This is a genomic window from Rhizobium sp. RU35A, assembly GCF_900156005.1.
GTDB lineage: Bacteria > Pseudomonadota > Alphaproteobacteria > Rhizobiales > Rhizobiaceae > Neorhizobium > Neorhizobium straminoryzae.
In genome coordinates this window covers 400978-421197 of sequence record NZ_FTMR01000004.1, presented here as the reverse complement: position 1 = coordinate 421197, position 20220 = coordinate 400978, and the positions used below count along the sequence as shown (strand labels likewise).

General features: G+C 59.5%; 19 protein-coding genes and 1 pseudogene. 8 read left to right on the top strand and 12 right to left on the bottom strand.

Annotated elements, in window-relative coordinates:
• Positions 1–164, top strand: a pseudogene (locus F3H95_RS12400) (IS3 family transposase); the annotation flags it as partial.
• A gap of 144 nt (positions 165–308) precedes the next feature.
• Here the strand turns inward: F3H95_RS12400 and F3H95_RS12395 are convergent.
• From F3H95_RS12395 to tssH, 12 genes are all read right to left on the bottom strand, one after another.
• Positions 309–683 (bottom strand): hypothetical protein, encoded by a 375-nt coding sequence (locus F3H95_RS12395; RefSeq protein WP_149746200.1) that lies wholly within the window; start codon positions 681–683, stop codon positions 309–311.
• A 7-nt stretch (positions 684–690) separates the two neighbouring features.
• The gene (locus F3H95_RS12390; RefSeq protein WP_143124040.1) at positions 691–1224 is read right to left on the bottom strand and encodes a DUF1206 domain-containing protein; all 534 of its coding nucleotides are present in this window, start codon (positions 1222–1224) and stop codon (positions 691–693) included.
• A complete protein-coding gene (locus tag F3H95_RS12385; protein WP_149746199.1) occupies positions 1224–2399 on the bottom strand; it encodes a hypothetical protein in 1176 nt (391 codons plus the stop codon). Before F3H95_RS12385 ends, F3H95_RS12390 begins: the two co-directional genes overlap by 1 nt.
• A 53-nt stretch (positions 2400–2452) precedes the next feature.
• Positions 2453–2851 carry a PAAR domain-containing protein gene (locus F3H95_RS12380; RefSeq protein WP_143124038.1) on the bottom strand — a complete coding sequence of 133 codons (399 nt, stop codon included), beginning with the start codon at positions 2849–2851 and terminating at the stop codon, positions 2453–2455.
• 18 nt (positions 2852–2869) lie between these two features.
• Positions 2870–3085 (bottom strand): hypothetical protein, encoded by a 216-nt coding sequence (locus F3H95_RS12375; protein WP_149746198.1) that lies wholly within the window; start codon positions 3083–3085, stop codon positions 2870–2872.
• Between the two features lie 109 nt (positions 3086–3194).
• Entirely contained in the window at positions 3195–3899 is a 705-nt protein-coding gene (locus F3H95_RS12370) for a hypothetical protein (protein ID WP_149746197.1), read from the bottom strand.
• A 15-nt stretch (positions 3900–3914) separates the two neighbouring features.
• Positions 3915–4556, bottom strand: coding sequence for a hypothetical protein (locus F3H95_RS12365; RefSeq protein ID WP_149746196.1), 642 nt, complete (start codon positions 4554–4556; stop codon positions 3915–3917).
• Positions 4556–6715: a type VI secretion system tip protein TssI/VgrG gene (gene tssI / locus F3H95_RS12360; RefSeq protein ID WP_149746195.1), complete on the bottom strand. Its 2160-nt coding sequence runs from the start codon at positions 6713–6715 to the stop codon at positions 4556–4558. Before tssI ends, F3H95_RS12365 begins: the two co-directional genes overlap by 1 nt.
• Positions 6716–6795: 80 nt before the next feature.
• Positions 6796–7722 carry a hypothetical protein gene (locus tag F3H95_RS12355; RefSeq protein ID WP_149746194.1) on the bottom strand — a complete coding sequence of 309 codons (927 nt, stop codon included), beginning with the start codon at positions 7720–7722 and terminating at the stop codon, positions 6796–6798.
• Between the two features lie 14 nt (positions 7723–7736).
• The gene (locus F3H95_RS12350; RefSeq protein WP_143124032.1) at positions 7737–8813 is read right to left on the bottom strand and encodes a hypothetical protein; all 1077 of its coding nucleotides are present in this window, start codon (positions 8811–8813) and stop codon (positions 7737–7739) included.
• Between the two features lie 101 nt (positions 8814–8914).
• Entirely contained in the window at positions 8915–9391 is a 477-nt protein-coding gene (locus tag F3H95_RS12345; RefSeq protein ID WP_142881271.1) for a type VI secretion system tube protein Hcp, read from the bottom strand.
• 34 nt (positions 9392–9425) lie between these two features.
• A complete protein-coding gene (tssH, locus tag F3H95_RS12340) occupies positions 9426–12200 on the bottom strand; it encodes a type VI secretion system ATPase TssH (protein WP_149746193.1) in 2775 nt (924 codons plus the stop codon).
• Positions 12201–12431: 231 nt separating this feature from the next.
• On the opposite strand from tssH, the gene tssA reads away from it, so the two are divergent.
• The 7 genes from tssA (at position 12432) to tssF (ending at position 20216) form a co-directional block, all read left to right on the top strand.
• A complete protein-coding gene (gene tssA / locus F3H95_RS12335; RefSeq protein WP_149746192.1) occupies positions 12432–13487 on the top strand; it encodes a type VI secretion system protein TssA in 1056 nt (351 codons plus the stop codon).
• An 82-nt stretch (positions 13488–13569) separates the two neighbouring features.
• Complete coding sequence (tssB, locus tag F3H95_RS12330) at positions 13570–14076, top strand: type VI secretion system contractile sheath small subunit (RefSeq protein WP_142881269.1); 507 nt, start codon at positions 13570–13572, stop codon at positions 14074–14076.
• A 102-nt stretch (positions 14077–14178) separates the two neighbouring features.
• A complete protein-coding gene (gene tssC / locus F3H95_RS12325) occupies positions 14179–15660 on the top strand; it encodes a type VI secretion system contractile sheath large subunit (RefSeq protein ID WP_149746191.1) in 1482 nt (493 codons plus the stop codon).
• Between the two features lie 55 nt (positions 15661–15715).
• On the top strand, positions 15716–17104 hold the full coding sequence (gene tssC / locus F3H95_RS12320) for a type VI secretion system contractile sheath large subunit (protein ID WP_149746190.1): 1389 nt from the start codon (positions 15716–15718) through the stop codon (positions 17102–17104).
• Complete coding sequence (locus F3H95_RS12315) at positions 17101–17940, top strand: type VI secretion system accessory protein TagJ (protein WP_149746189.1); 840 nt, start codon at positions 17101–17103, stop codon at positions 17938–17940. The genes tssC (F3H95_RS12320) and F3H95_RS12315 overlap by 4 nt, the downstream gene beginning before the upstream one ends.
• A complete protein-coding gene (tssE, locus tag F3H95_RS12310; protein WP_142881265.1) occupies positions 17933–18442 on the top strand; it encodes a type VI secretion system baseplate subunit TssE in 510 nt (169 codons plus the stop codon). Before F3H95_RS12315 ends, tssE begins: the two co-directional genes overlap by 8 nt.
• On the top strand, positions 18435–20216 hold the full coding sequence (gene tssF, locus F3H95_RS12305) for a type VI secretion system baseplate subunit TssF (protein ID WP_149746188.1): 1782 nt from the start codon (positions 18435–18437) through the stop codon (positions 20214–20216). The genes tssE and tssF overlap by 8 nt, the downstream gene beginning before the upstream one ends.
• Positions 20217–20220 lie beyond the last annotated feature (4 nt).

Here is a 20220-nt window from a genome sequence, read left to right as displayed (position 1 = left end):
CACACTCCGGACTCGGCTGGATGACCCCTGCAGAGTTCGCTCAAACAATCAACCCGCGACGTGATGCGCTGCTGCACAGCCGGAATGGCTCCGCATCGCAACCCGCCGCTACCGCCCAAAATACCGCAAACCAAAACCGCTGGAGCGAACTCAAAACTGGATAAAACTTGGGGGCAAGGTCATGCCATCAGGCCCCCGCAACCAGTTCAAAACAATCACAACATAAAACACAAAAACAACCGCAATCCCGCGGCGGTCATCAGCTATCCAAAACCATCCGGTAGCCAACGCCGGATGACCGGTGCAGGTCAGATCCTTCGATCAAAGACAGAAAATTCCTTTCTGCGCTTATGTTCCGGGTCCTGTCCCAGCACGCGATGGATGCCATACCGGATTTCCGCATCCTCGAGATCATCCCAGATGATTTCCTCCGTCTCGGAAAGTTCGACAATCGCCACATTGAATTCACACGTCGGTACCGAAACGGCGATATCCGAAAGCACAGAGCGCGCCTGCTCTGCGACGTCCTTCACACCTTCGCTTCCGCTCACACGAAACCAGAAGTAAAACTGTTTCCTTGCCGTATCGCATTCGGAGGCAACGGCGAGCCAGGGTGCATGCCGAAGCTTTTCCAGTTGCTCATGTGCCTCTTTTCGGATCTCGTCTAGCTCCCTAGGCGTCATCGTAACCTCATATTCTGGGGGCAGGCATGGCGGGAGTGGGTTCTTCGGCCCATTTCCAGTAATCGCCTGCCATCGGTGGGCAACCCGCTGTCGCGGATGCGTTCAGCAACCGCCGCAGCCGCCGCTGCTTGCCTTCGTATTGCATCTGATGCCCGGGCCAGGTGCCGAGATATTCCCGGCCGGGAATGGGACCGGGCCGCACCGCGAAAAGACCATTCACATCCTCCCGCATTTCCGTATGGCGTTGCGCGACTTCATTGCGGACATTCTGGATCTCGCGCTGCAGACTCTCGCAATCATGGCATGTTGAACAGGCATCCGAAATCGTCTTTGTCTTGAAGCGTGCCTCAGATTCGGAATGTGCATTTTGGTAAAGCCTGTATCCGCCATAGGCGAGTGTGCCGACGGCTACAGTTCCAAGGATGGCCCAACCAATCGGATTGGAAACCAGGAATGTTCCCGCAGCGGCGGCGGCTTCCGGGGCCGCGGCAAGGACCGCCCAGCCGGGCGGTGTCGCTGCCAATGCTGCCGGTGCGACCATCAGCTTGCTCCCGCCTGCTGGGCCGCAGCACCCACAAGCTGCGTCATGGCTTCGCTCACCTGTGTGTCGGCGTCCGTCCCGGGTTTAGTCAGGAAGGCGCGCACCGCCGGATCGTTGGCCACATGCCCCTTCGATATCACCATCAGAAAGGCCCATTGTGCATGCCCCCGTTCCGTGCGAATTCCGAAGGCCCTGCCGACGTCTTCGCTGTAGCGAACCTGTTGGGCGAGCTCTTCATCCGAGCAAGCCTGCGTGCAGTCTTGGGCGACAGCGCGGAGATAATGCATGATCCTTCTGCGTAAATGCTCCCGACGGAAATCGCTCATTTCGGAAACCTGCCAGGCCTCAAGCCTCAGCGGGCCTGATGGTGGAAGAATGTCACCGTCCGGACGGCGTGCCCGCTTGATGCCTCCGCCCCACTCTTGCGAGGGAGCGAACAGGAGCTGTCGTGCGGGCCCCATCAGCCGGGTCAACTGATCCGGTGAAAACACCTGAAACAACTGGACCAGAACGTTGGGATCGGCGTGGCGAAGAACAACGCGTTCGTAGAGAAGCGGACTCTGCGTCGATGCGGTCTCTGTGTGCAATTCGGGTGCATCATGTGCCGCATGCGCGTCGACACTTGCTGCCCGAAGCTCGGAATAGTCTGATGGCGATAGGCTCGCGGGTCTTCCCTCACGTGGGATCAGGACCTGGTTCAGGCCTCTTAGGTGCCGATAGATCGCTTCCTGCACGATACTCGCGTCCGTGATCCAGAATACCGCCGCCGGCGTGTCCCCCATCAGCTGCAAAACGCCATCCAGACGGCTCCTGATGACAGGGAGATCGGATAGGCTGGAATGCGGAAGCACTCCGCCGCCTGACGGATCTCCTGCCTGAAGAGCTGTGACCATATCCTGGGAGAGTTTCCGGGCCCGGGCTGCCAGGGCTTCATCGGAGATATCGTCCGCCGCATCGCCGGGGGCGTGTCGAGGTCTTGCCGGCTGGCTGAAATCCACCAGCCAAGGTCCGCCCAGAACGGTCGCATGATTGCCGTTCGAGTAACGGTAAAGCGGGCGATGGGCGACGTCGACCTCATTCAGCAGGGCTGGCAGACCTGTGAAACGTGCCGCATCCAGCACCGCAAAAATACGTGTCTCCCCGTTGAGCAGTTGAGAATTGAGCTCCGATGCCAAGGCCCGGGCCTGCAATGGTCGCTCCCCCTGCCGCTGACTGTCCCGCGACATCTCTATCCCCTCACCATAGGTGTTGAATCGGATGCCATTCTTTGCTGGCATGATGTGCCGGACGTTTCAGATCTCGTTGCCCCTGCCGTCGCCTCGGCCTGTTTGTCGCCAATGAAAACATTGGAAGAACCCGTCTGCGCCTGGCCGCCGCAATCGATTGCGTCCCCGATGCGCCCTGCCGGTCTGCCGTTGATGAAGACGGATGACGAACCGATGGCCAGGTGACGCGGATGCTCGGGCTTCGGACAGGTCGGACAGCCATGCGGCACATAGGCATCGCCGACGCGCATCAGAGGCCGGTTGTTGACGAACACGTTGGGGCTTCCCCCGGTCGCGGGACTGGGCGGGAAATGGCAGCTATGACCGGAACCGATATCACCCTTTCGATGTGCTTCAGGCATGGAAAACCTCAGTGTTTGTCAGGCTGCAGTGGCTCTCACCCGTATCGATGGATCGTCATGAAATTCGAAGAGCTTTCTCAAGCCGGATCTGGACCAGGCAATCAGGAGGAACAGGGCTAGCAAAGCTTCCGGACCAAAGGCTCCGAAGCAAAGCCAACATGCTGAAAAGACTGCAATATGCAGCGTCATAAACAGAAAACAGGCGTGGTTTCGCTGTGTCGTCACGCGCTTCATCTGTTTCGTCTCCTGGTCTGGTCTGACGAGGGCCCGATCGCCCGGGTTTCCAAAGAGATGCCCGAACCGCCTGTGTGTCGTTCTGGTGACGCGGCGGCCGGTCTTTGCCTCAGAAGGGATTGTGATTCCTGGCAAAGTTTCGCACGGCGTTCACATAGTCACCGATTGTATCGAGTACGCCGGTCTGGTTTGCATTGTTTGCGGATTGCTGAGGCTCTGGCGGCACCATCCTGATCGTCACGAACATGTTGAAGTACGCGGAATTCATCGGATTATTCAATTTTAGCTTGATCATCGCGGTTTCCGCGGCACCTTTGGTGCGAAAGTGATAGGTTCTTCCACTGTTGTAGGTGTCGCTCCAGTGATCGTCACCAAAGTAGACCTGCATGTCCATGATTTGGTCGAGAGGGCCGCGAATGATGGACAGGATTTTGCCGGCCTTTTTGGCTGCATTAACCGCGCGCATGGCCGCGCCTTGATTTGGCTTCGGCGGCTTGTCCGGCGCATAAGCCGTCATTGCGCCTGGAACTCCGTCGCGGCTGCTTGAGGGAAATATCGTCAGCTCCGAATACCCCGTCTTCAGCAGTTCGAAGTTAACCGTGTTCAGGACAACACCGTTTGTCTGAAGCACCACCTCCGAATTTTGCGCCACGATGCCTCGGAAACGCTGCGAAAATCCCTGTCTCTTCGTGTCCAGCACAGGCTGGGTGCGCCGCTGGTTGGCAAGGAAATCCTCTACCGGGCTGGGTCCTGCAGTCAGAACCTGGCCTGTGTTTGCAGGCTTTTGTGCCTGGCTGGAAGCAGTGTCATTCATGGTGCTGGCTCCCTGCTATTGCGAGGAATGGGCGCAGGCGCGATACCGCTCACAGATAAAGCGGGAGCGCTCGCGATAGGCATTTTCTGCAGACGGAAAATTCTTCAGGGTCGCATCGTTCAGAAAATAGAAGTGCTTGCGGACCTGTGTCGGTGCGCAGGATGACGGTAGCCCGAACAGGCATGCTGCATTGTCTTGCATGGAGCCGACATCGATCTGAGACGTCACCTTCGCACCGATGCAATCTGCCGCGCCTTTGCACGTATAAAAGGCAATATCTATGAGTGGTAGGAGGGCATTATCATCCAGTTTGATATTGGCATCTTTGTACTGCTTCAAATAGGCAGCTATTGCCTCTTGTCCCGTATTGGCTCCGCCTTCGGCCAGCCTGCTTTCCAGAAGTACGTAGGACACGAGATTAACCTCCAGTGGATCGATGAACTTTTCGAATTCCACCTGCCCGAGTTTCGGGCATTGGGCATTATCGAGATCTTTCAGATAGCGGTATAGAGCGCCCGTCTCGAAGAGTGGCTGGGGCGGATTTCCGATGAGACGGGTGCATTCGTTGGCGGTAGAATGGCCTGACGCCGGCCATGAAGTGGCTGCAACAAAAATCGTCCACAAAGCAGCGAGCGTCCGTGTCATCTTGGTGAGCATCAGTTTATATCCACTCTACCGGCTTTGATCTCTATGGTTTTGCCCACAATTCGAACGGCGCCGTCTTCCGAAAGCTCGATGTGCGACTCTCCACAAGCAAGGATAAGTGTCTTGCCGGCATAAACCTCTACGTTCTCGCCACCTGCGAAGATTTTGCTCCCGTCCGCCTCTTCATGCGTGGTGCCATCGACTGAAATGGAGTAATCGCCCTCAATATCGATATGAGCATTGCGGCCCACGGTTACCCGCCAGTCATTGCCGGTATTGAGGATTGCGCTTCCCTGCACATAGCTGACGGACGAGAACGGTTCGATACCCCCCGCAATTGCCATTCCGGCGACTTTTGTCGTGTTGAGGAGGCTGACAAGATCGAATTCTCCCCACGAAGAATCTGTCTTCATGGTTTTCGATATCAGGTTCAATCCGGCCGCTGTTGCAGCAACGGTCCTGATATCCATGAATCCGATCTGCTCTATATTGAACGCTCCGACCTGTGTTTCCTTGTTTTTTGTAACGCTTTCGTACTGATTGTTTTCAACGATGGTATGATCGTTCGTTCCGACGATGCGAACATTGCTGTCTTCAACGGCCGTGTACATGTCTTTCTGGGCGCGAAGAAATATCTCCTCGCGTCCCTTTTCATCCTCAAATCTCAGCTCATTCGAACCCATTCCTTTATGGGTGTTCGTCTTGAAGACGCTGCGCGTCTTATGGGCCGGCAGATCGTAGGGCACGGCATTGGCCGGATTCGGTACGACGCCGATGACGAGGGGCCTGTCCGGATCTCCATCAACGAAGGCAACCATGACCTCCATGCCGATGCGCGGAATGATCTGGCTTCCCCAGGTGCCGCCACCCCAGCTTTGCGCCACGCGCACCCAGCAGGTGTCGGAACCGTCCTTCTTCGCCTTTCGGTCCCACGGGAACCACAGCTTGATGCGGCCATATTGGTCGGGATGAATCTCTTCGCCTGGCGGGCCTGCGACGATTGCCACCTGCGTCCCCTCGATGCGCGGGCGCTTCGTCTCGCGGTGCGGGGTGAGCGGAATGCGCGAAGGCAGGGCCTCGAAGGTGTTCCGGTATTCCGGTGTGTCCGTAGAGGTTTCATAGGAGCGATCCACCACCTCATGACGGATCGCAACCACCACATGCTCCTCATAATGATGATCGGGATGGGCGACTTCGTAAGGGGTGAACCTGCGGCCGGGCTCCAGAAGCCGGGAGGTGGAAGCGCCATGCACCCGCTCGTGATCGGCCTCCGTGGCCTGAACCCTGAGCTTCTCGGCGCGTTCCGCTTCGGCGACGGACGAGATCCGGGCAGGGTATTCGTAGAGTTCGCGTTTGATGGCGTCCGGCATCTGGACGAGTGAAGGCGTTTCGGCCAGCGGAACCATCGATGGCGTTTCGAAATTCCAGTCACTTCCCGCGCGCTTGCCGGGAACGTAGGAGAAATGGCGTTGCCATTCGCTGATGTGATTGCGATCCGACGAACCTTGCGCAAGCCGCACCTTTCCTTCGCCATCAGCCGAGGGCGAGGGGCCGAGCCAGCCGGCGGCACTATCGGCCACATGCAGTCTGTGGCGGCCGTCTTCATGCGAAAACCAGTAGAACAGTCCGTCTTCCTCGAGACGCCGGGTGAGATAGTCCAGATCCGTCTCGTTGAACTGCACGCTGTAGTGCTGCGCAGGCGGCGACGAGATGACGCCAGAGGTGTCGGGAGCCGGAATTCCGTGCTCGGAAAACAGCGTTTCGAGGACGTCCAGCGCGGTCTTGTCCATCCAGATGCGACAGTCGGAGCGGCGCGACAGCAACCACATCTGCGGACGCAGCACCATGGAATAGGCTCGAAGCCCGCGTGTGATCTGGGGGCCTTCGTTGAGCGAAGTCACCAGACCATTGAAGGGACGGCGGACGGCAGAGCCTTCTTCACCATCACCCTGCGAGATCTCCAGCGATACATCGACCAGCTTGCCGATCAATTCCTCGGGTTTCACCTGCGGCTTTTTCGAGCGGGCAGAAAGCTGGATTTCGAACAGGCGGTTGACGCCTTCTTCGATCGACACCTTTTCCGGCAGCAGCTGATCCTCGCCCAGTGGTGAGAGGATTTTCAGCACACGGCTGGCCTGTATGAAATCGGCGGATGATGGCTGATCGTTCATAAGGTCTGATCCCGTCCTCAAGCGTTCCCTGGCCTGCATGGCACCGTCTTCGTGTTTCAAGGCTGAAGGGTAGCGTCGTGTCAGTTCCGTTGCGGCTCCGCTTTGGCTTTTGATTGGGTTACAAGCTGCTGCAGATAGGCATTCAGCAGTTTGATGTTCGCCTCATCCGCCGCCTTTCGATAGGCCGCGACCAGGGCATCCCGCTTCGCCTTGCCGTCCTCGCTGGCGTAGAAGGCTGACAGCGTGCCGAGATCCTCCGGCGCCAGTGTCGCAAGCGCTGCAGCCAACCGGTTTTTTTCCTGTGCCTGAGCCACGTCCTTTGCAACCGGCTTTTCATTCGTGTTTCGCGCCCGCAACGTTTCAAGCGTCGTTCTGGTCTGTGCCTGCAAGTCTGGGAGGGGAAGGGCGGCAAGCTGCTGTGTCGTAGAATTGGTCAGAATTTCCAGAGCGGCGTACATGACCTGTTCCGTAAAGGCCGTTTCGGCGGCAAGCTCCGGCGATGCCATGGCCTCGACAAGCTGTCCGACACGCTCTCCACCCTGCGGGTCATACCCCTCGGTTTGCCGAGGGGTGGATGGCGTTCCGCTTGCTTCATCGGTCTGTGCCACCGTTGATGTGCGCGCTTTGATCAGCGCCTGGGCTGCTTTGGCGAGAGCGCTCGTCTCGACATCTGTGCCGGCGGTTTTTGCAAGGGCAGCTGAGATGTCATGGTTCATGGCCTCCGGGTTGAAAGCAGATGCCGCGGCGGCCTGCAGCGCGGGCTGCACGTCCGGGATATGCGGAACACCGTCCTTTGCCGCGGCACGGGCAACGCTTCCGACCAGCGAAGGCATGGAGGCAAGGCGCGGCCCGACCGCTTCGATTTGCAGAAGCGATTGATCAGCCGAGGCCTTTGTCTCAGCAAGTCCGGATGAAAACAGAAACGTACCGAGCGCCACGGCCACCGTCGGCGCGAGGAACCGGAGATGCAGCATGCGTGCAAGCGACTTTCGAGAGAGGGCGACCATGTCCTGCATCCCGGTCAGATCATGCGGACATCGGTCAACTGACGCGGGCGCGCATCGGCAGACATGCGGTTGATGATCTGCTCGGCCTTCATGATCTGCGCATGTTGCGTCGGGTCTATGATGAGCTTTTCCAGCACGTTCTGGTCGGGATAGAATTTCCCGTTTCCGGTCTGCATGCTCAGAAGATCGATCCGGTCACGAATGCCGCCACCGATGTTCTTGTAGCGAATGCGCTGTCCCGGCTGATAATGCGGATAAGGCCTGCCGATCATCCGCGGCAGCGTTTCCCTCGGATAATCGCGTGCCGAAGGCATCTGGCTGATCGAGGTGGAGCCATATTCGATATCACGTCCGATCGTCTGGTCGCTCCCGCCTATGGCGGGCGCATAGCGGACCAGTTCATCGGAATCGAGGACGGCGGCCATGTAGAAGAGGAGTTCCATCTTCTGCGACAGACGCTGCTCATCGACCTTGCGTGCGGACGGTGGATTGCAGAAGGGGATCTGTCGGGTCAGGTCGGCAATGCTGTTCTTGCCGGCCTCGCCAATCTGCTTGTCATCGCGAACACCCTGGACAAGATCGTGGACGCAGATGTGATTGACGTTGATGAAGTCTTCGACGCGCGTCTTGTAATTGATCGCGGTCGGAGCTGATGCGATCGGCGCACTGCTGGCATAGGTTTCGGCGGCCTTCTTGACCTGGTTGCCGGCCACCTTCTTCGCTTCATCCAGCACGCTTCCCAGCGCGAACATCAGCGTCTTGCTGGACGAGGCGGCGTGCAGCATGTCGAAGGTGCGATTGAGATTGTTGTTGCAGATGACGTTCAGCATGGCACGTCCCGCAAGGACGCGGACCGAGGTTGCCGCGAAGGCCGCCATCATGACGCTGCCGGTGAGGATCGACGCGCCGAACACGAAAAGTTCCGCCTGGGCGCGATCTCGCTCCGCCTGCGCCTTCGTTTCGCGCGTGAAATTTTCCACGGCAAGATCGTAGGCCCGGACATAGGGATTGGCGACATAGCTTTCCCACTGCGATTTGTACTTGGGCAGTTCGAGCAGAATGGCATTCAGGCGATCGGCGGCTGAAGACATGTGTCCTCTCCATCTATCCAGGCGAATGGAACCTTGGCCTGCGGCCGGGCAGGCATGGAATGGGGGTGCCGGCAGAGCCGGCACCGTCTGTCGAGGCTGCCTTAGGCAGCCTTGGTGGTTGCCAGATCGTAGGACGCGATCATCGGCGACTGCGGCGACTGGTTCTCGTCGAAGGGCGTGTACTTCACTTCCATCTTCGTGAAGTTGAGCTTGATCGTTTCGATCGGGCGATCGCCGTTCGAGTCGATCGAGTAGCTGGCCAGAAGCGTGTTCGTCAGCGTGTATTCGATATAGGTTTCGCCCGGGTTGCCGGTGGTGACGAGATGGATCGTTGCACGCTTGCCGGTGCGACCGGAGCAGGCTTCCTGGAACAGCTTCGTGGATGAGGAATCGCTGACCTTGGTCAGGATCACTTCCGAAACCGTGGGTTCCGAAGCTTCGCGATTGGCAGCAGAGCCGGCTGCCGTGTTCATGTTGCGTGACACGTTCCAGTGAATGGCTTCGATATCCATCCACTTGCGATGCTGCTCATGCGTTGCATCACCCTGAATACCATCGATCTGCAGATAAATCGGCATGCGTCGAATCTCCTGTTCGAGAATGGTTTGCAGTTTACGGCGCGTCAGCGCGGCGCCGTTCTCCTCCCCTTGCGCCTTTGCGCGCCGGGGCTACTTCATCCGGCACACCGCCCGAGGCGACGTCGACGGATTCGATGGCGGCATCCTGACCGAGGACATCCACCTGGAAGTCCTGGCCGTCGTGCCGGATATCGATGTTCTGGACCTGCGCATTGTTCGTCAGGCCGTCGAGAAGTGCGGAAGACAAGGCGGGCATCAGGTCCCGCATGATCATCACCTCGATCGCTCTGGCACCCATTTCGCTGTGCCGGGCTCGGGAGCAGAGAACGCTGCGCGCATTGTCGTGGACGGTCAGCGTTGCGCCGTAGGCTGCCTTCACGCGTGTGGCGATCCGCATGAGATGGATATCGATGATGCCAAGCAGGGCTTCGGGGCTTAGGGGCATGAACGGAAGAATCGTCGTTCTGCCGAGAAAGGCGGTTTTGAACTGTCTTTGCAGTTCCGGCAGGAGCAATGCTTCCAGAGCGTCACCCTGAGGCATCGTATCGGGGTCCGCCGCGAGGGTTGCCAGCAACTCCGACCCTGTATTGGCTGTCATGAAGATCGTCGTGTTGCGAAAATCGATGTCGCGGCCTTCGCCGTCACGCAGGCTTCCCTTGTCGAAGACCTGATAGAAGATGTCGTGAACCCCGGGATGGGCTTTGTCGATCTCATCCAGCAGCAGCACGCCATAGGGCCGACGACGGACCGCTTCCGTCAGCACGCCGCCCTCGCCGTAACCGACATAGCCGGGCGGAGAGCCGAGCAACATGGAAATCTTGTGCTCTTCCTTGAACTCCGACATGTTGATGACGGTCAGGTGCTGGCTTCCGCCATACAGCATATCGGCAACCGACAGTGCCGTTTCGGTTTTGCCCGTGCCGGACATTCCAACCAGCAGGAAGACGCCCGGCGGACGGGTCGGGTCCGAAAGACCGGCCTTTGCGGCCCGCATGGATTGGGCAATGCGACCCATGACGTGATCCTGCCCCAGCACACGCTGCTTCAGCTGCTCATCGAGTGTCCGGACCGCCGCAATCTGGTCGGAAAGGAGCTTTCCGACCGGAATGCCGGTCCATCGCGAAACGATAGCCGCCACAACATCACGGTCGACCACCCGTGGCACCAGCCGTTCCTCGCCGGCGATGTCGGCGATGGCCCGTTCAAGCTGGTTGAGCGTGGCAAGCGGAGACTCTCCGGCGCGCGTAACCGGTGAAAGGGGCGTCACATTCGTTGTATCAACGCCCCGACCGGCGACAGGCAGGTTCCGGATGTCGGGATCGCCGTCCATCGTCTGTTCAACCCGATCCGCTTCGGTGCAAAGCTGTCCTTCCGCCTCAAGTCTTGTCTCGAGCGAGGCGATTTTGGACATGATCGAGGCGGTTTCCGTGTCGATGTCGGAAAGTCTTGCCATGTTTGCCGCTGTTGCGGGTTCACGGCAAAGCCAGTCCCGCTCCTGTCCAAGCAGATCGAGTTCGTTGCGCAGGTCCGCCAGTACGCCGGGCGTTGTTTGTCTTGCCATCGCAACTGCCGCGGCCGCCGTATCGAGAACGCTGATGGCCTTGTCCGGCAGTTGCCGCGCGGGAAGATAACGGGCGGTCAGCTGAACCGCCGCACGAATGGCTTCGTCACGAATACGCACGCCATGATGCTTCTTGAGCCCCGGAGCGATGCCCCGCACCATCTGGATGGCGGTTGCCTCGTTCGGCTCAAGCACCTGGACAAGCTGAAAACGACGGGTGAGGGCAGCATCCTTTTCGATGTGCCTTTTGTATTCGCTCCAGGTCGTGGCTGCGATGGTTCTCAACTCGCCGCGGGCCAGAGCGGGTTTCAGAATATTGGCAGCGTCGCCCTGACCGGGCTGTCCACCAGCTCCGATCAGGCCATGCGCTTCATCGATGAAAAGGATGATCGGCTCCGGTGAGCTTCGAACCGCATCGACAACGCCGTGCAGTCTGCGTTCAAACTCGCCCTTCACGCCGGCGCCGGCCTGGAGGAGGGTCAGGTCAAGCAGCAGGAGCCGCACATTCCGCAGCCGCTCAGGCACATCGCCACCGGCAATCCCCAGGGCAAGCGCTTCCACGATCGCGGTCTTGCCCACCCCGGGCTCTCCGACCAGAATGGGGTTGTTCTGGCGTCGCCTCATGAGGATATCGATGACCTGGCGCAGTTCCTGCTGACGGCCGATCACGGCGTCCAGCTTCCCCGAACGTGCGTCGGCAGTCATGTCGCGCGTGTAGAGCCTCAGGAATTCGTTGAAACCTGTCGTCGCAGTCGCCGCGCCTGGTCCGTCGTGACTGACGGACGGCCGAGACTGCGCCGCCATCCTCAAGGCATCGAGACGGTCTCGGTCAACACGCAGCAGGGCTGGCGCTGCACCGCGCACATAGGCCCGAAGCGATGCTTCGTCGATGAGGGTTGTGATCACATCGGGCAGGGTGACGACCTCACGCCCCCCTTCGAGAGAGGCAAGCAGCCACGCTTCGCGGCAGACGGTCAGGATGTTCTGCGACAGAACCAGAGATGTGCCATCCCCGCCCCCGAGGTCCGCAATCGAGGCATCCGACTGCCCGCGAAGGGTTTCTATATCCAGGCCGAGTTCCGCGAACACGCTCCCGAGATCCGGCACGTCGAGCAGACCGCGCACCCAATGGATAACCTCCACGCTCGAATGACGCAGGCGTGCAGCGATGGATGCGCCTGTCTCAAGACCGACACGCGCCGGTCCGTCCAGCCTTCCCACAAGACGTTCCAGGTCAATGTATGGCATACACAGAACTCCGCTCACTCCGAAGTTGGGCCCACGCACTGGTTGTGTCGCAAGAGCTAGGGCGGTCACTTCCGCATGTCCAGAGGGAAAAGTGACGAATGCCAATTTTTATAGCATCGCAGCGGCGCGTCATGATTCTGACATCTTGTTTTGGGGCTTGATTGCCAGCAATCATCGACCAATATGATGTCCGAAAGGCATCAAACTCTCTCGAATCACGGTTTTTGTGTGATGAATTTCGCAGATTTGAAGTTACCGATCAGTTTAGATCGACCTTGCGGAGAAAATATCCGTGAGAATACTTTGTATCGTGAAATATACTTTAAAATTAAGGACGCCCGCGGTCTCGCAAGAGCCGCCGAGCGCATGGTTACGCCGGGCGAAAATATAAGTCTTTCTCCGCTTTGGAAGGAGGTTAGCAACCTTGCATTGCAAATATTAGTTTCCATGAGCAAGGATATCGAGGTGCTTGCCTGGCTTACCGAGGCAGAAATCCGCCTTCGCGGTTATACCGGACTCCGCGATGTCTATGATCTTTCGGTGTCGCTTTTGGAACATAATTTCGATGAGCTTCATTCCATCGGCAACGATGATGACGAAGAGCGGTTTGCGCCCTTTGCCGGGCTCAATGGTGTTGGCGGCGAAGGCACGCTGATCCAGGCTATCCGTTTGACTCCGCTGCTTCCCGGCTGGAAATTCGGGCAAGTGACACTCTGGGATTACCAACTCTCCCAACGCCCGGGTGAAGATCGCATTCGCGAGGATCTGGAGAACGCCGTCTCGAACATGAATGTCGATCATGTTTCCGAGCAGCTCGCGACGGTGAACGCCTGCATAACGCTGTTCGAGCGCATGACGGAAATACTTGAAGCGCGATGTGGCGCCCTTGCTCCAGCAAGTTCTAATACACGCAATGTCTTACATGAAGCCGCTGCGGCGCTTCGCGTGCTGGCGCATCTGCCTGACGTGGAACTGTCGGATGCGCCAGACGCCATGGCCGCGTCGCCCGAACATGTGGAAGACGTGTCTGCCGGTGCACGTGTGGCGGCGCTCAAGCCGACGGCAGACAGTATTTCCTCTCGTGAGGAGGCCTTTGAAATCCTCCTCGCGGTTGCCCGTTATTTCAAGAAGGCGGAACCTCATTCGCCCATTTCGCTTTCTATTGAAACTCTGGTCCGACGCGGCCGGATGGGCTTTTCCGAATTGCTGGCCGAGCTGATGCCGGATGCGCATCAGCGTCAGGCCGTACTGACGGCAGCCGGGATCAACGCGGCGGATTCCAGTTGACATGGCGTGAGAAGAGACCGTGCGGCTGAGCGCATGGGTCACAATGGAGCAATCTGCCCGAGCGCAGGAAGGAGACGTTCAGATGGCAAGTGTGCACGAGAAACTGGAGAGGGTTCGCAAGCCCCGCGTCCACATCAAATACGAGGTCGAAACGGAAGGCGCGATGGTTGCCAAGGAGCTTCCCTTCGTGGTCGGCGTTCTCGGTGACTTCTCCGGTCATCCCACCCAACCGCTGAAGCCATTCGGTGAGCGCAAGTTCGTCCAGATCGACCGCGACAATTTCGATGACGTCATGCGGCGCATGACGCCCGGTCTGCAGCTTACCGTCGACAACACACTGCAGAATGACGGGACCCAGATGGAGGTCTCGCTGAGGTTCGAAAAGATGGAGGATTTCGAGCCGGGTGCGATCGTTGAGCAGGTGCCTGCCCTCAAGGCGCTTCTCGATGCGCGCAACGAACTGCGCGATCTGATGAGCAAGGCCGACCGTTCGGAAGAACTGGAGCGGCTGCTCGAAGACATTCTGCAGAACAAGGGTGATCTGGCGAAGCTGGTTGCCCAGCTGGGCGAGAAGGCGCGCGCGACCTGACCCGGAACGCCGTGTGCGAGGCGAGCGATCCGCTCTCCTCCCGTTTTTCAAGGATCAAGAGCGCGAGGGGGTAGGCCTCGCAGCCATGGGAAGGACGACGAGATGAGTGCTGAAACACAGGTGCAGACACGGGAAGCATCCACATTTGCGCCGGACGATGACCTTTTGACCAAAGTGGTTGCCGCCACCCGGCAGACGGAACCGGATCGCGCGCAGAACCTGCTGCGAACGCTGACCGACCAGGCCCTGAAGGGCACGGTTTCCTATGATCGCAACCTCACCGTTACGCTCAACAATGCGATTGCTGAGATCGACAGGGCGATCTCGCAGCAACTGGCTGCGATCATGCACGCGCCGGACTTCGTCAAGCTGGAAGGCAGCTGGCGTGGGCTGAGCTATCTGGTCAAGAACTCGGAAACGAGTGCCAACCTGAAGATCCGCGTTCTCAATGCATCCAAGCGGGAACTGTCCAAGGATCTTGCCAAGGCCGTGGAGTTTGATCAGTCACGGCTGTTCAAGTCCATCTATGAGGACGAGTTCGGCACGCCCGGCGGCGAGCCGATGGGTGCGCTGATCGGCGACTTCGAGTTCGACAATTCGTTCGAGGATGTGCAGCTTCTGCAGGGTGTCTCGATGATTGCGGCCGCCTCCTTCGCGCCCTTCATCTCCGCCGCCAGCCCGCGCATGTTCGGCTTCGAGAATTTTACCGAACTGGCAAAGCCGCGGGATCTCGAGAAGATCTTCGATACGGTGGAATATGCGAAGTGGCGGAGCTTCCGCGATAGCGACGATTCGCGCTTTGTGGCCCTTGCCATGCCGCGCGTCCTGTCGCGCATGCCTTACGGCCCGAAGACTGTTGCCATCGATGCCTTCAACTATGACGAGACCGGTGGTTCTGCCACTGGTGAACTGCCGCATGATGCCTATTGCTGGATGAACGCAGCCTATGTGCTGGGGACGCGCCTGACCGATGCCTTTGCGAAAAGCGGCTGGTGCACGGCGATCCGCGGCGCGGAAAACGGCGGCAAGGTGGAGAACCTGCCGATGCATATCTTCGCCAGCGATGACGGCGATCTCGATCTCAAATGCCCGACGGAAGTCGGCGTAACCGACCGCCGGGATGCAGAACTTGGCAAGCTCGGCTTCCTTCCGCTTTGCCACTACAAGAATACCGATTACGCCGTCTTCTTCGGCGCGCAGACCGCACACAAACCCAAGGTTTACGATCGTCCGGAAGCGACGGCGAATGCGGCCGTGTCCGCCCGGCTGCCCTACATGATGGCGACCTCACGCTTTGCCCATTATCTGAAGGTCATGGGCAGGGACAAGATCGGCTCCTTCATGGAGGCCAAGGATTGCGAAGCCTGGCTCAATCGCTGGATTTCCAACTACGTCAATGCGAATGACGATGCGGGCGAGGAATCGCGGACGAAGTATCCGCTGCGCGATGCGAAGGTGACGGTTCAGGAGATTCCCGGACGTCCCGGCTCCTACAATGCGGTCGCCTGGATGCGTCCCTGGCTGCAGATGGAAGAATTGACCACCTCGCTTCGCATGGTTGCGCGTATCCCGTCGAAAAATTGAGACCGGTGGCGGATGCCGCCTGGCATCCCACCTCATCCCTTCGCGAGGACCCAAGATGCTGGACGTCAGGTGCGATGCCCGCCGGCTCGCCGATCGAGTGATATGCCTGATCGATGAGGCGCTGAATGATCAGCTCAATGCCATCATCCATCATGAGCAGTTTCAGGCCATGGAAGCCCGTTGGCGCGGACTTGCAATGCTGGTACGTCAGGCATCCCGCGGCAGCGATGTGAAGGTAAAGCTTTTAAGCGTTGGGTGGGCGGAGCTTGCCCGATCGCTGGATCGCGCCGCCGATTTCGACCAGAGCCATCTGTTCGAACTGGTGTACAGCCGGGAATTCGGCATGCCGGGCGGTGAGCCCTTCGGCTTGCTGGTTGCCGATTTCTATTTCTCGCCGGCCGAGCCTGCCCACGCGGATCCTGTCGGCGCGCTCACACATCTCGCCACCATGGCGGCAGCCGCCTTCTGCCCCATCGTGGCCGGTGCCACGCCGAAAACGGTCGGTCTCGACGCCTTTTCGGAACTGGGTCGTATCACGGATTTCAGCTGGCTTTCGACCGATCCGCGGCGGCTGCGCTGGAATACGCTGCGCGCTGGCGACGATGCGCGCTTCCTGGGGCTTGTGGCACCTCGTGTGTTGATGCGACAGCCGCTCAAGTCGCATGATCGACGTCGAGCCGATCCCTTTCCGTTTCGCGAACGGATCGGCGAGGATGCGCGCGATCTGCTGTGGGGGAATGGATCCTTTGCCTTCGGGGCCGTTCTGATCCGGAATTTCATCGAGTCCGGCTGGTTTGCCGATATTCGCGGTGTGACACAGGATGCGACCGATGGCGGTTTCCTGTCTGCCGACGAACTGCCCCCTCTGGATCTCGGGCTGGAAAGCGAAGGCTTGTCTCGCCAGCCCCCGGTTGAAGTCCGGCTGTCGAGCGCCCAGGAGCAGCAGCTTGGGGAACTGGGCATCATCCCCATTGGAACGACCTACCTCACCGCCAATGCGATCTTCAATTCTAACCCTTCGCTGCATGCTCCACCGCATTATTCCAGCGATCAGGCGCGGCAGAATGCGCGGCTGGCGGGCATGCTCCAGTATGTTTTCTGTGCCTCCCGCTTCAGCCATTACCTCAAGGTGATCATGCGCGATGAGATCGGCAAGCTTGCGGATGCCGGAACGCTGGAGCGGCGTCTCAATGACTGGCTGACCGGCTATACGCTCGGCAACGAGGATGCCGATGTTTCCCTGCGCATTCGCTATCCGCTGCGCTCGGCGGGGGTCTCTGTCTCGGAAGTCGCAGGCAAACCAGGCAGCTTCGCCTGTACGGTCCGCCTTCAGCCGCATTTCCAGCTGGATGACATTTCCACCAGTTTCCACCTGATCGCCGAAGCGAACCCGGATCGGGGTGTCCCGACCAGACCAGAACCGCGTGAAAGGATATCGGCATGAGCCTGTTCGAGCAGATTTCGGCATGTGTAGCCGAGGCCAGACTGGAGGAGGCGCTTGAAGACGTGAAGGCGGCTCTGCGCGAAAAACCCTCCGACGCGCAGGCGCGCCATCTCTACATCGATCTCCTGATTCTCGCCGGCGAGTATGAACGGGCCGACGGTCAATGCGGGATTGCCGCGACCTTCCAGCCGGATGCGGTCATGGGCTTTGCCCTGCTCAGACATCAGTTGCGCGCGATGGCGGCGCGGGATGCGTGGTTCACGACGGGAGCCATGCCCGACTTCCCCGAAGGTCCGACCGCGCTCGACCGGCAGGCCATCAAACTGGCCATCGCGCATCGCGAGGGGCGCCGTGACGAGGTGCATGAAGCGCTGGCGGAACTGGAAGCGCTGCGCGGTGAACAGGCCATGTCCTGCAACGGAAACGAGATAGACGACATACGCGATCTCGATGATCGCATCCCCCATGCGCTTGAAGTCATCATGTCTGGTGGCGCCTATCTGTGGATTGATTTTTCGAGGATCGCGGCCCTTGAGGTCGAGCCCGTCGCACGTCTCCGCGACATGGCATTCCGCCGGGCACATCTCACGCTGATCGATGGTGCCGTTGCCCCTGTCCTGATTCCGGCGATCTATCATCAGCCGCACGGCGAGGTCGACCAATTGCGTCTCGGTCATGCAACGGAATGGCTGGAATTGCCCACGGGGCTGACCGTCGGGCGGGGGCAGCGGTGCTTCCTCGCCGGGAACGAGTTGCGCGCCCTTGGCGAGATCCACCGGTTGACGGGAGTGTCGGCGGAAGCGAGCGCGGTGGCGCGGAGAAGCGTCCATGGCTGATCCGCTGGACATCTACCGGGCCGGCAGCCGACAATTGGTACGCTCGGTTCTTGACCGGCTGCTGGACGACGCGCCGTTCAGTCCCGCTGATCCGCCGGTGAGTGATGCCACACAGGTGCGCGAACTGCGCGAGGCCATCCGACGGGATCTGGAGCTTCTGCTGAACACGCGCCGCTGCGTTCAATCCCCCGGAAAGGGCTTTCCGGAACTGCAGAACTCCTTGCGGACCTTCGGCGTTGACGGCGTGGTGGCGGCCAATCTGATGACGGATGAATCCAAGTTCGCGCTCGCGCGTTCGATCGAACGCAGCATCAGCCGCTTCGAGACAAGGCTTTCGAATGTCCGTGTGACGATCCTGAAAAACCGAAGCATGACGGCCCGCGCTCTTCGCATGCGCATTGAGGCAACCTTCCGCCTGCATGAGGGGATGCCGCCGATCAGCTTCGAGTCCGTCATTGATCCGTCCTCGCAACGCTTCCATGTGGAGGGCGCCGATGGCTGAGGGATTTCTCGCACGCTACAATGAAGAACTGTCTGCATTGCGTCAGCGTGCAAGCCGCTTTGCGGAAAGCTTTCCGAAAATCGCCGGGCGGCTGCGCATGACGGGGGAGGTGGTCGACGATCCCCATGTGGAACGTCTGATCCAGAGCTTTGCCTATTCGGCCGCGCGCGTGCGCCAGAAGCTGGACGACGAGTTTCCGGAACTGACGGATAGCCTGCTGGAGACGCTTTACCCGCATTACCTGTCGCCAATCCCATCGATGTTCATCGTCCAGTTCGAGCCGGCCCGGACTGTCGCCGCGCAACAGATCGTTGCGCGTCATACAGAGATTCTGGCAGAACCGGTGGCAGGGGAAACTTGTCGGTTCCGAACCAGCCAGGACGTCCGGATCGCGCCGGTCGAGCTTGCCGCAGCACGTCTGGCCGGCCAGCCGATTGAGGCGCCAGCGGTGCCGTTCACCGGTGTGACCGGCTGCCTGCGACTGTCGCTGCGCAGTCGCGATCCACGGCAATCGCTCGGCGGCATCGGGCTGTCCGGTCTTCGCCTGCATATCGCATCCCCATGGCCTCAGGCCGTCCAGATCCACGAATTGCTCTGCAATCATACGGTTGGCATCGCTGTTGCCCGGCATTCCGGCGATCTGCAGCCCCGGATCCTCACGGCAAGCCATCTTCGCCCCACCGGTTTCGATGCGGAGGAAGCGCTGCTTCCCTATCCCGCGCCGAGCTTCGAGGGGTACCGTCTGCTGACGGAGTTTTTCGCTTTGCCGCAGAAGTTCCTGTTCATCGAACTCTCGGGCCTCGAGGACTGGCAACAGAATGAACTCGAGATCTTCATCTATCTCGATCAGACCAGTCCCAAGCTTGAACGGGCCATCTCGGTGCGTGATTTCGCCTTGCATGCGGTGCCGGTGGTCAATCTCTTTCGCCAGGCCTGCGAGCCGGTCACGATCGATGGCACGCGGACCGAATATCGTCTTCTCGCGGACTCACGGCGTCAGCAGACGCGCGAGATCTTTGCCGTCGAGCAGGTAATGCTGACCTCGACAAAAGGCGTCAAGGAAACCAGCCAGCCATTCTTCGGCCGGACCTATCGCAGCGACAGTGCCAGCACCTACTGGCAGATCACCCGCCGCTTCTGCGATGAAGATGGCACGAGCGACACCGATATCGCCTTTGTCGATCGTAACCGGCGTCATTTCAGTCCGGTCGATACGGTTGCCAGTGTCGATGCGCTGTGCATCAACAGGAACCTGCCGGAGCAATTGCCGTTCGGCGGCGGCCATCCGCATCTGCAACTCGCCTCTGGCCATGAAGCGGTTCACCGGTTGCAGGCCCTGATGCCACCCACGCCTTCCGTGCGGATGAATGATCAGGAGGCGAGAAACTGGAGGCTGATCTCCCACCTTCTGCTCAATCATCTTTCGCTGACGGATGGCAATGGTGGAGCGCTGAAGGACATCCTTTCGCTCTACAGCTTTCGGGACAGTCCGGAGACCCGTCTGTTCGCGGAGGCGATCATCGGCATCAGTGCCGAGCCCTCTCTGGCTCGCATGCCGCATGGCGGCATGGCGCCGGGGACCGACATCACGCTGACGTTCGATCCCAATGCGATCGATCCGGCCGCTGCATATCTTTTCGGCAGCATTCTCGATCGGTTCTTTGGGCTCTACACGTCGATCAACAGCTTCACGCGTCTGACGGTGCTCTTGAAAGGCATCAGCGAGCCGGTGGCCCGCTGGCCGGCACGCGCGGCCGCGCGGCCTCTGGTGTGAGGTG

Coding starts and splice junctions, on each gene's coding strand:
- F3H95_RS12395 (WP_149746200.1), bottom strand. CDS start 683: ATGACGCCTAGGGAGCTAGACGAGATCCGAAAAGAGGCACATGAGCAA.
- F3H95_RS12390 (WP_143124040.1), bottom strand. CDS start 1,224: ATGGTCGCACCGGCAGCATTGGCAGCGACACCGCCCGGCTGGGCGGTC.
- F3H95_RS12380 (WP_143124038.1), bottom strand. CDS start 2,851: ATGCCTGAAGCACATCGAAAGGGTGATATCGGTTCCGGTCATAGCTGC.
- F3H95_RS12375 (WP_149746198.1), bottom strand. CDS start 3,085: ATGAAGCGCGTGACGACACAGCGAAACCACGCCTGTTTTCTGTTTATG.
- F3H95_RS12370 (WP_149746197.1), bottom strand. CDS start 3,899: ATGAATGACACTGCTTCCAGCCAGGCACAAAAGCCTGCAAACACAGGC.
- F3H95_RS12365 (WP_149746196.1), bottom strand. CDS start 4,556: ATGCTCACCAAGATGACACGGACGCTCGCTGCTTTGTGGACGATTTTT.
- tssI (WP_149746195.1), bottom strand. CDS start 6,715: ATGAACGATCAGCCATCATCCGCCGATTTCATACAGGCCAGCCGTGTG.
- F3H95_RS12355 (WP_149746194.1), bottom strand. CDS start 7,722: ATGGTCGCCCTCTCTCGAAAGTCGCTTGCACGCATGCTGCATCTCCGG.
- F3H95_RS12350 (WP_143124032.1), bottom strand. CDS start 8,813: ATGTCTTCAGCCGCCGATCGCCTGAATGCCATTCTGCTCGAACTGCCC.
- F3H95_RS12345 (WP_142881271.1), bottom strand. CDS start 9,391: ATGCCGATTTATCTGCAGATCGATGGTATTCAGGGTGATGCAACGCAT.
- tssH (WP_149746193.1), bottom strand. CDS start 12,200: ATGCCATACATTGACCTGGAACGTCTTGTGGGAAGGCTGGACGGACCG.
- tssA (WP_149746192.1), top strand. CDS start 12,432: ATGAATTTCGCAGATTTGAAGTTACCGATCAGTTTAGATCGACCTTGC.
- tssB (WP_142881269.1), top strand. CDS start 13,570: ATGGCAAGTGTGCACGAGAAACTGGAGAGGGTTCGCAAGCCCCGCGTC.
- tssC (WP_149746191.1), top strand. CDS start 14,179: ATGAGTGCTGAAACACAGGTGCAGACACGGGAAGCATCCACATTTGCG.
- tssC (WP_149746190.1), top strand. CDS start 15,716: ATGCTGGACGTCAGGTGCGATGCCCGCCGGCTCGCCGATCGAGTGATA.
- F3H95_RS12315 (WP_149746189.1), top strand. CDS start 17,101: ATGAGCCTGTTCGAGCAGATTTCGGCATGTGTAGCCGAGGCCAGACTG.
- tssE (WP_142881265.1), top strand. CDS start 17,933: ATGGCTGATCCGCTGGACATCTACCGGGCCGGCAGCCGACAATTGGTA.
- tssF (WP_149746188.1), top strand. CDS start 18,435: ATGGCTGAGGGATTTCTCGCACGCTACAATGAAGAACTGTCTGCATTG.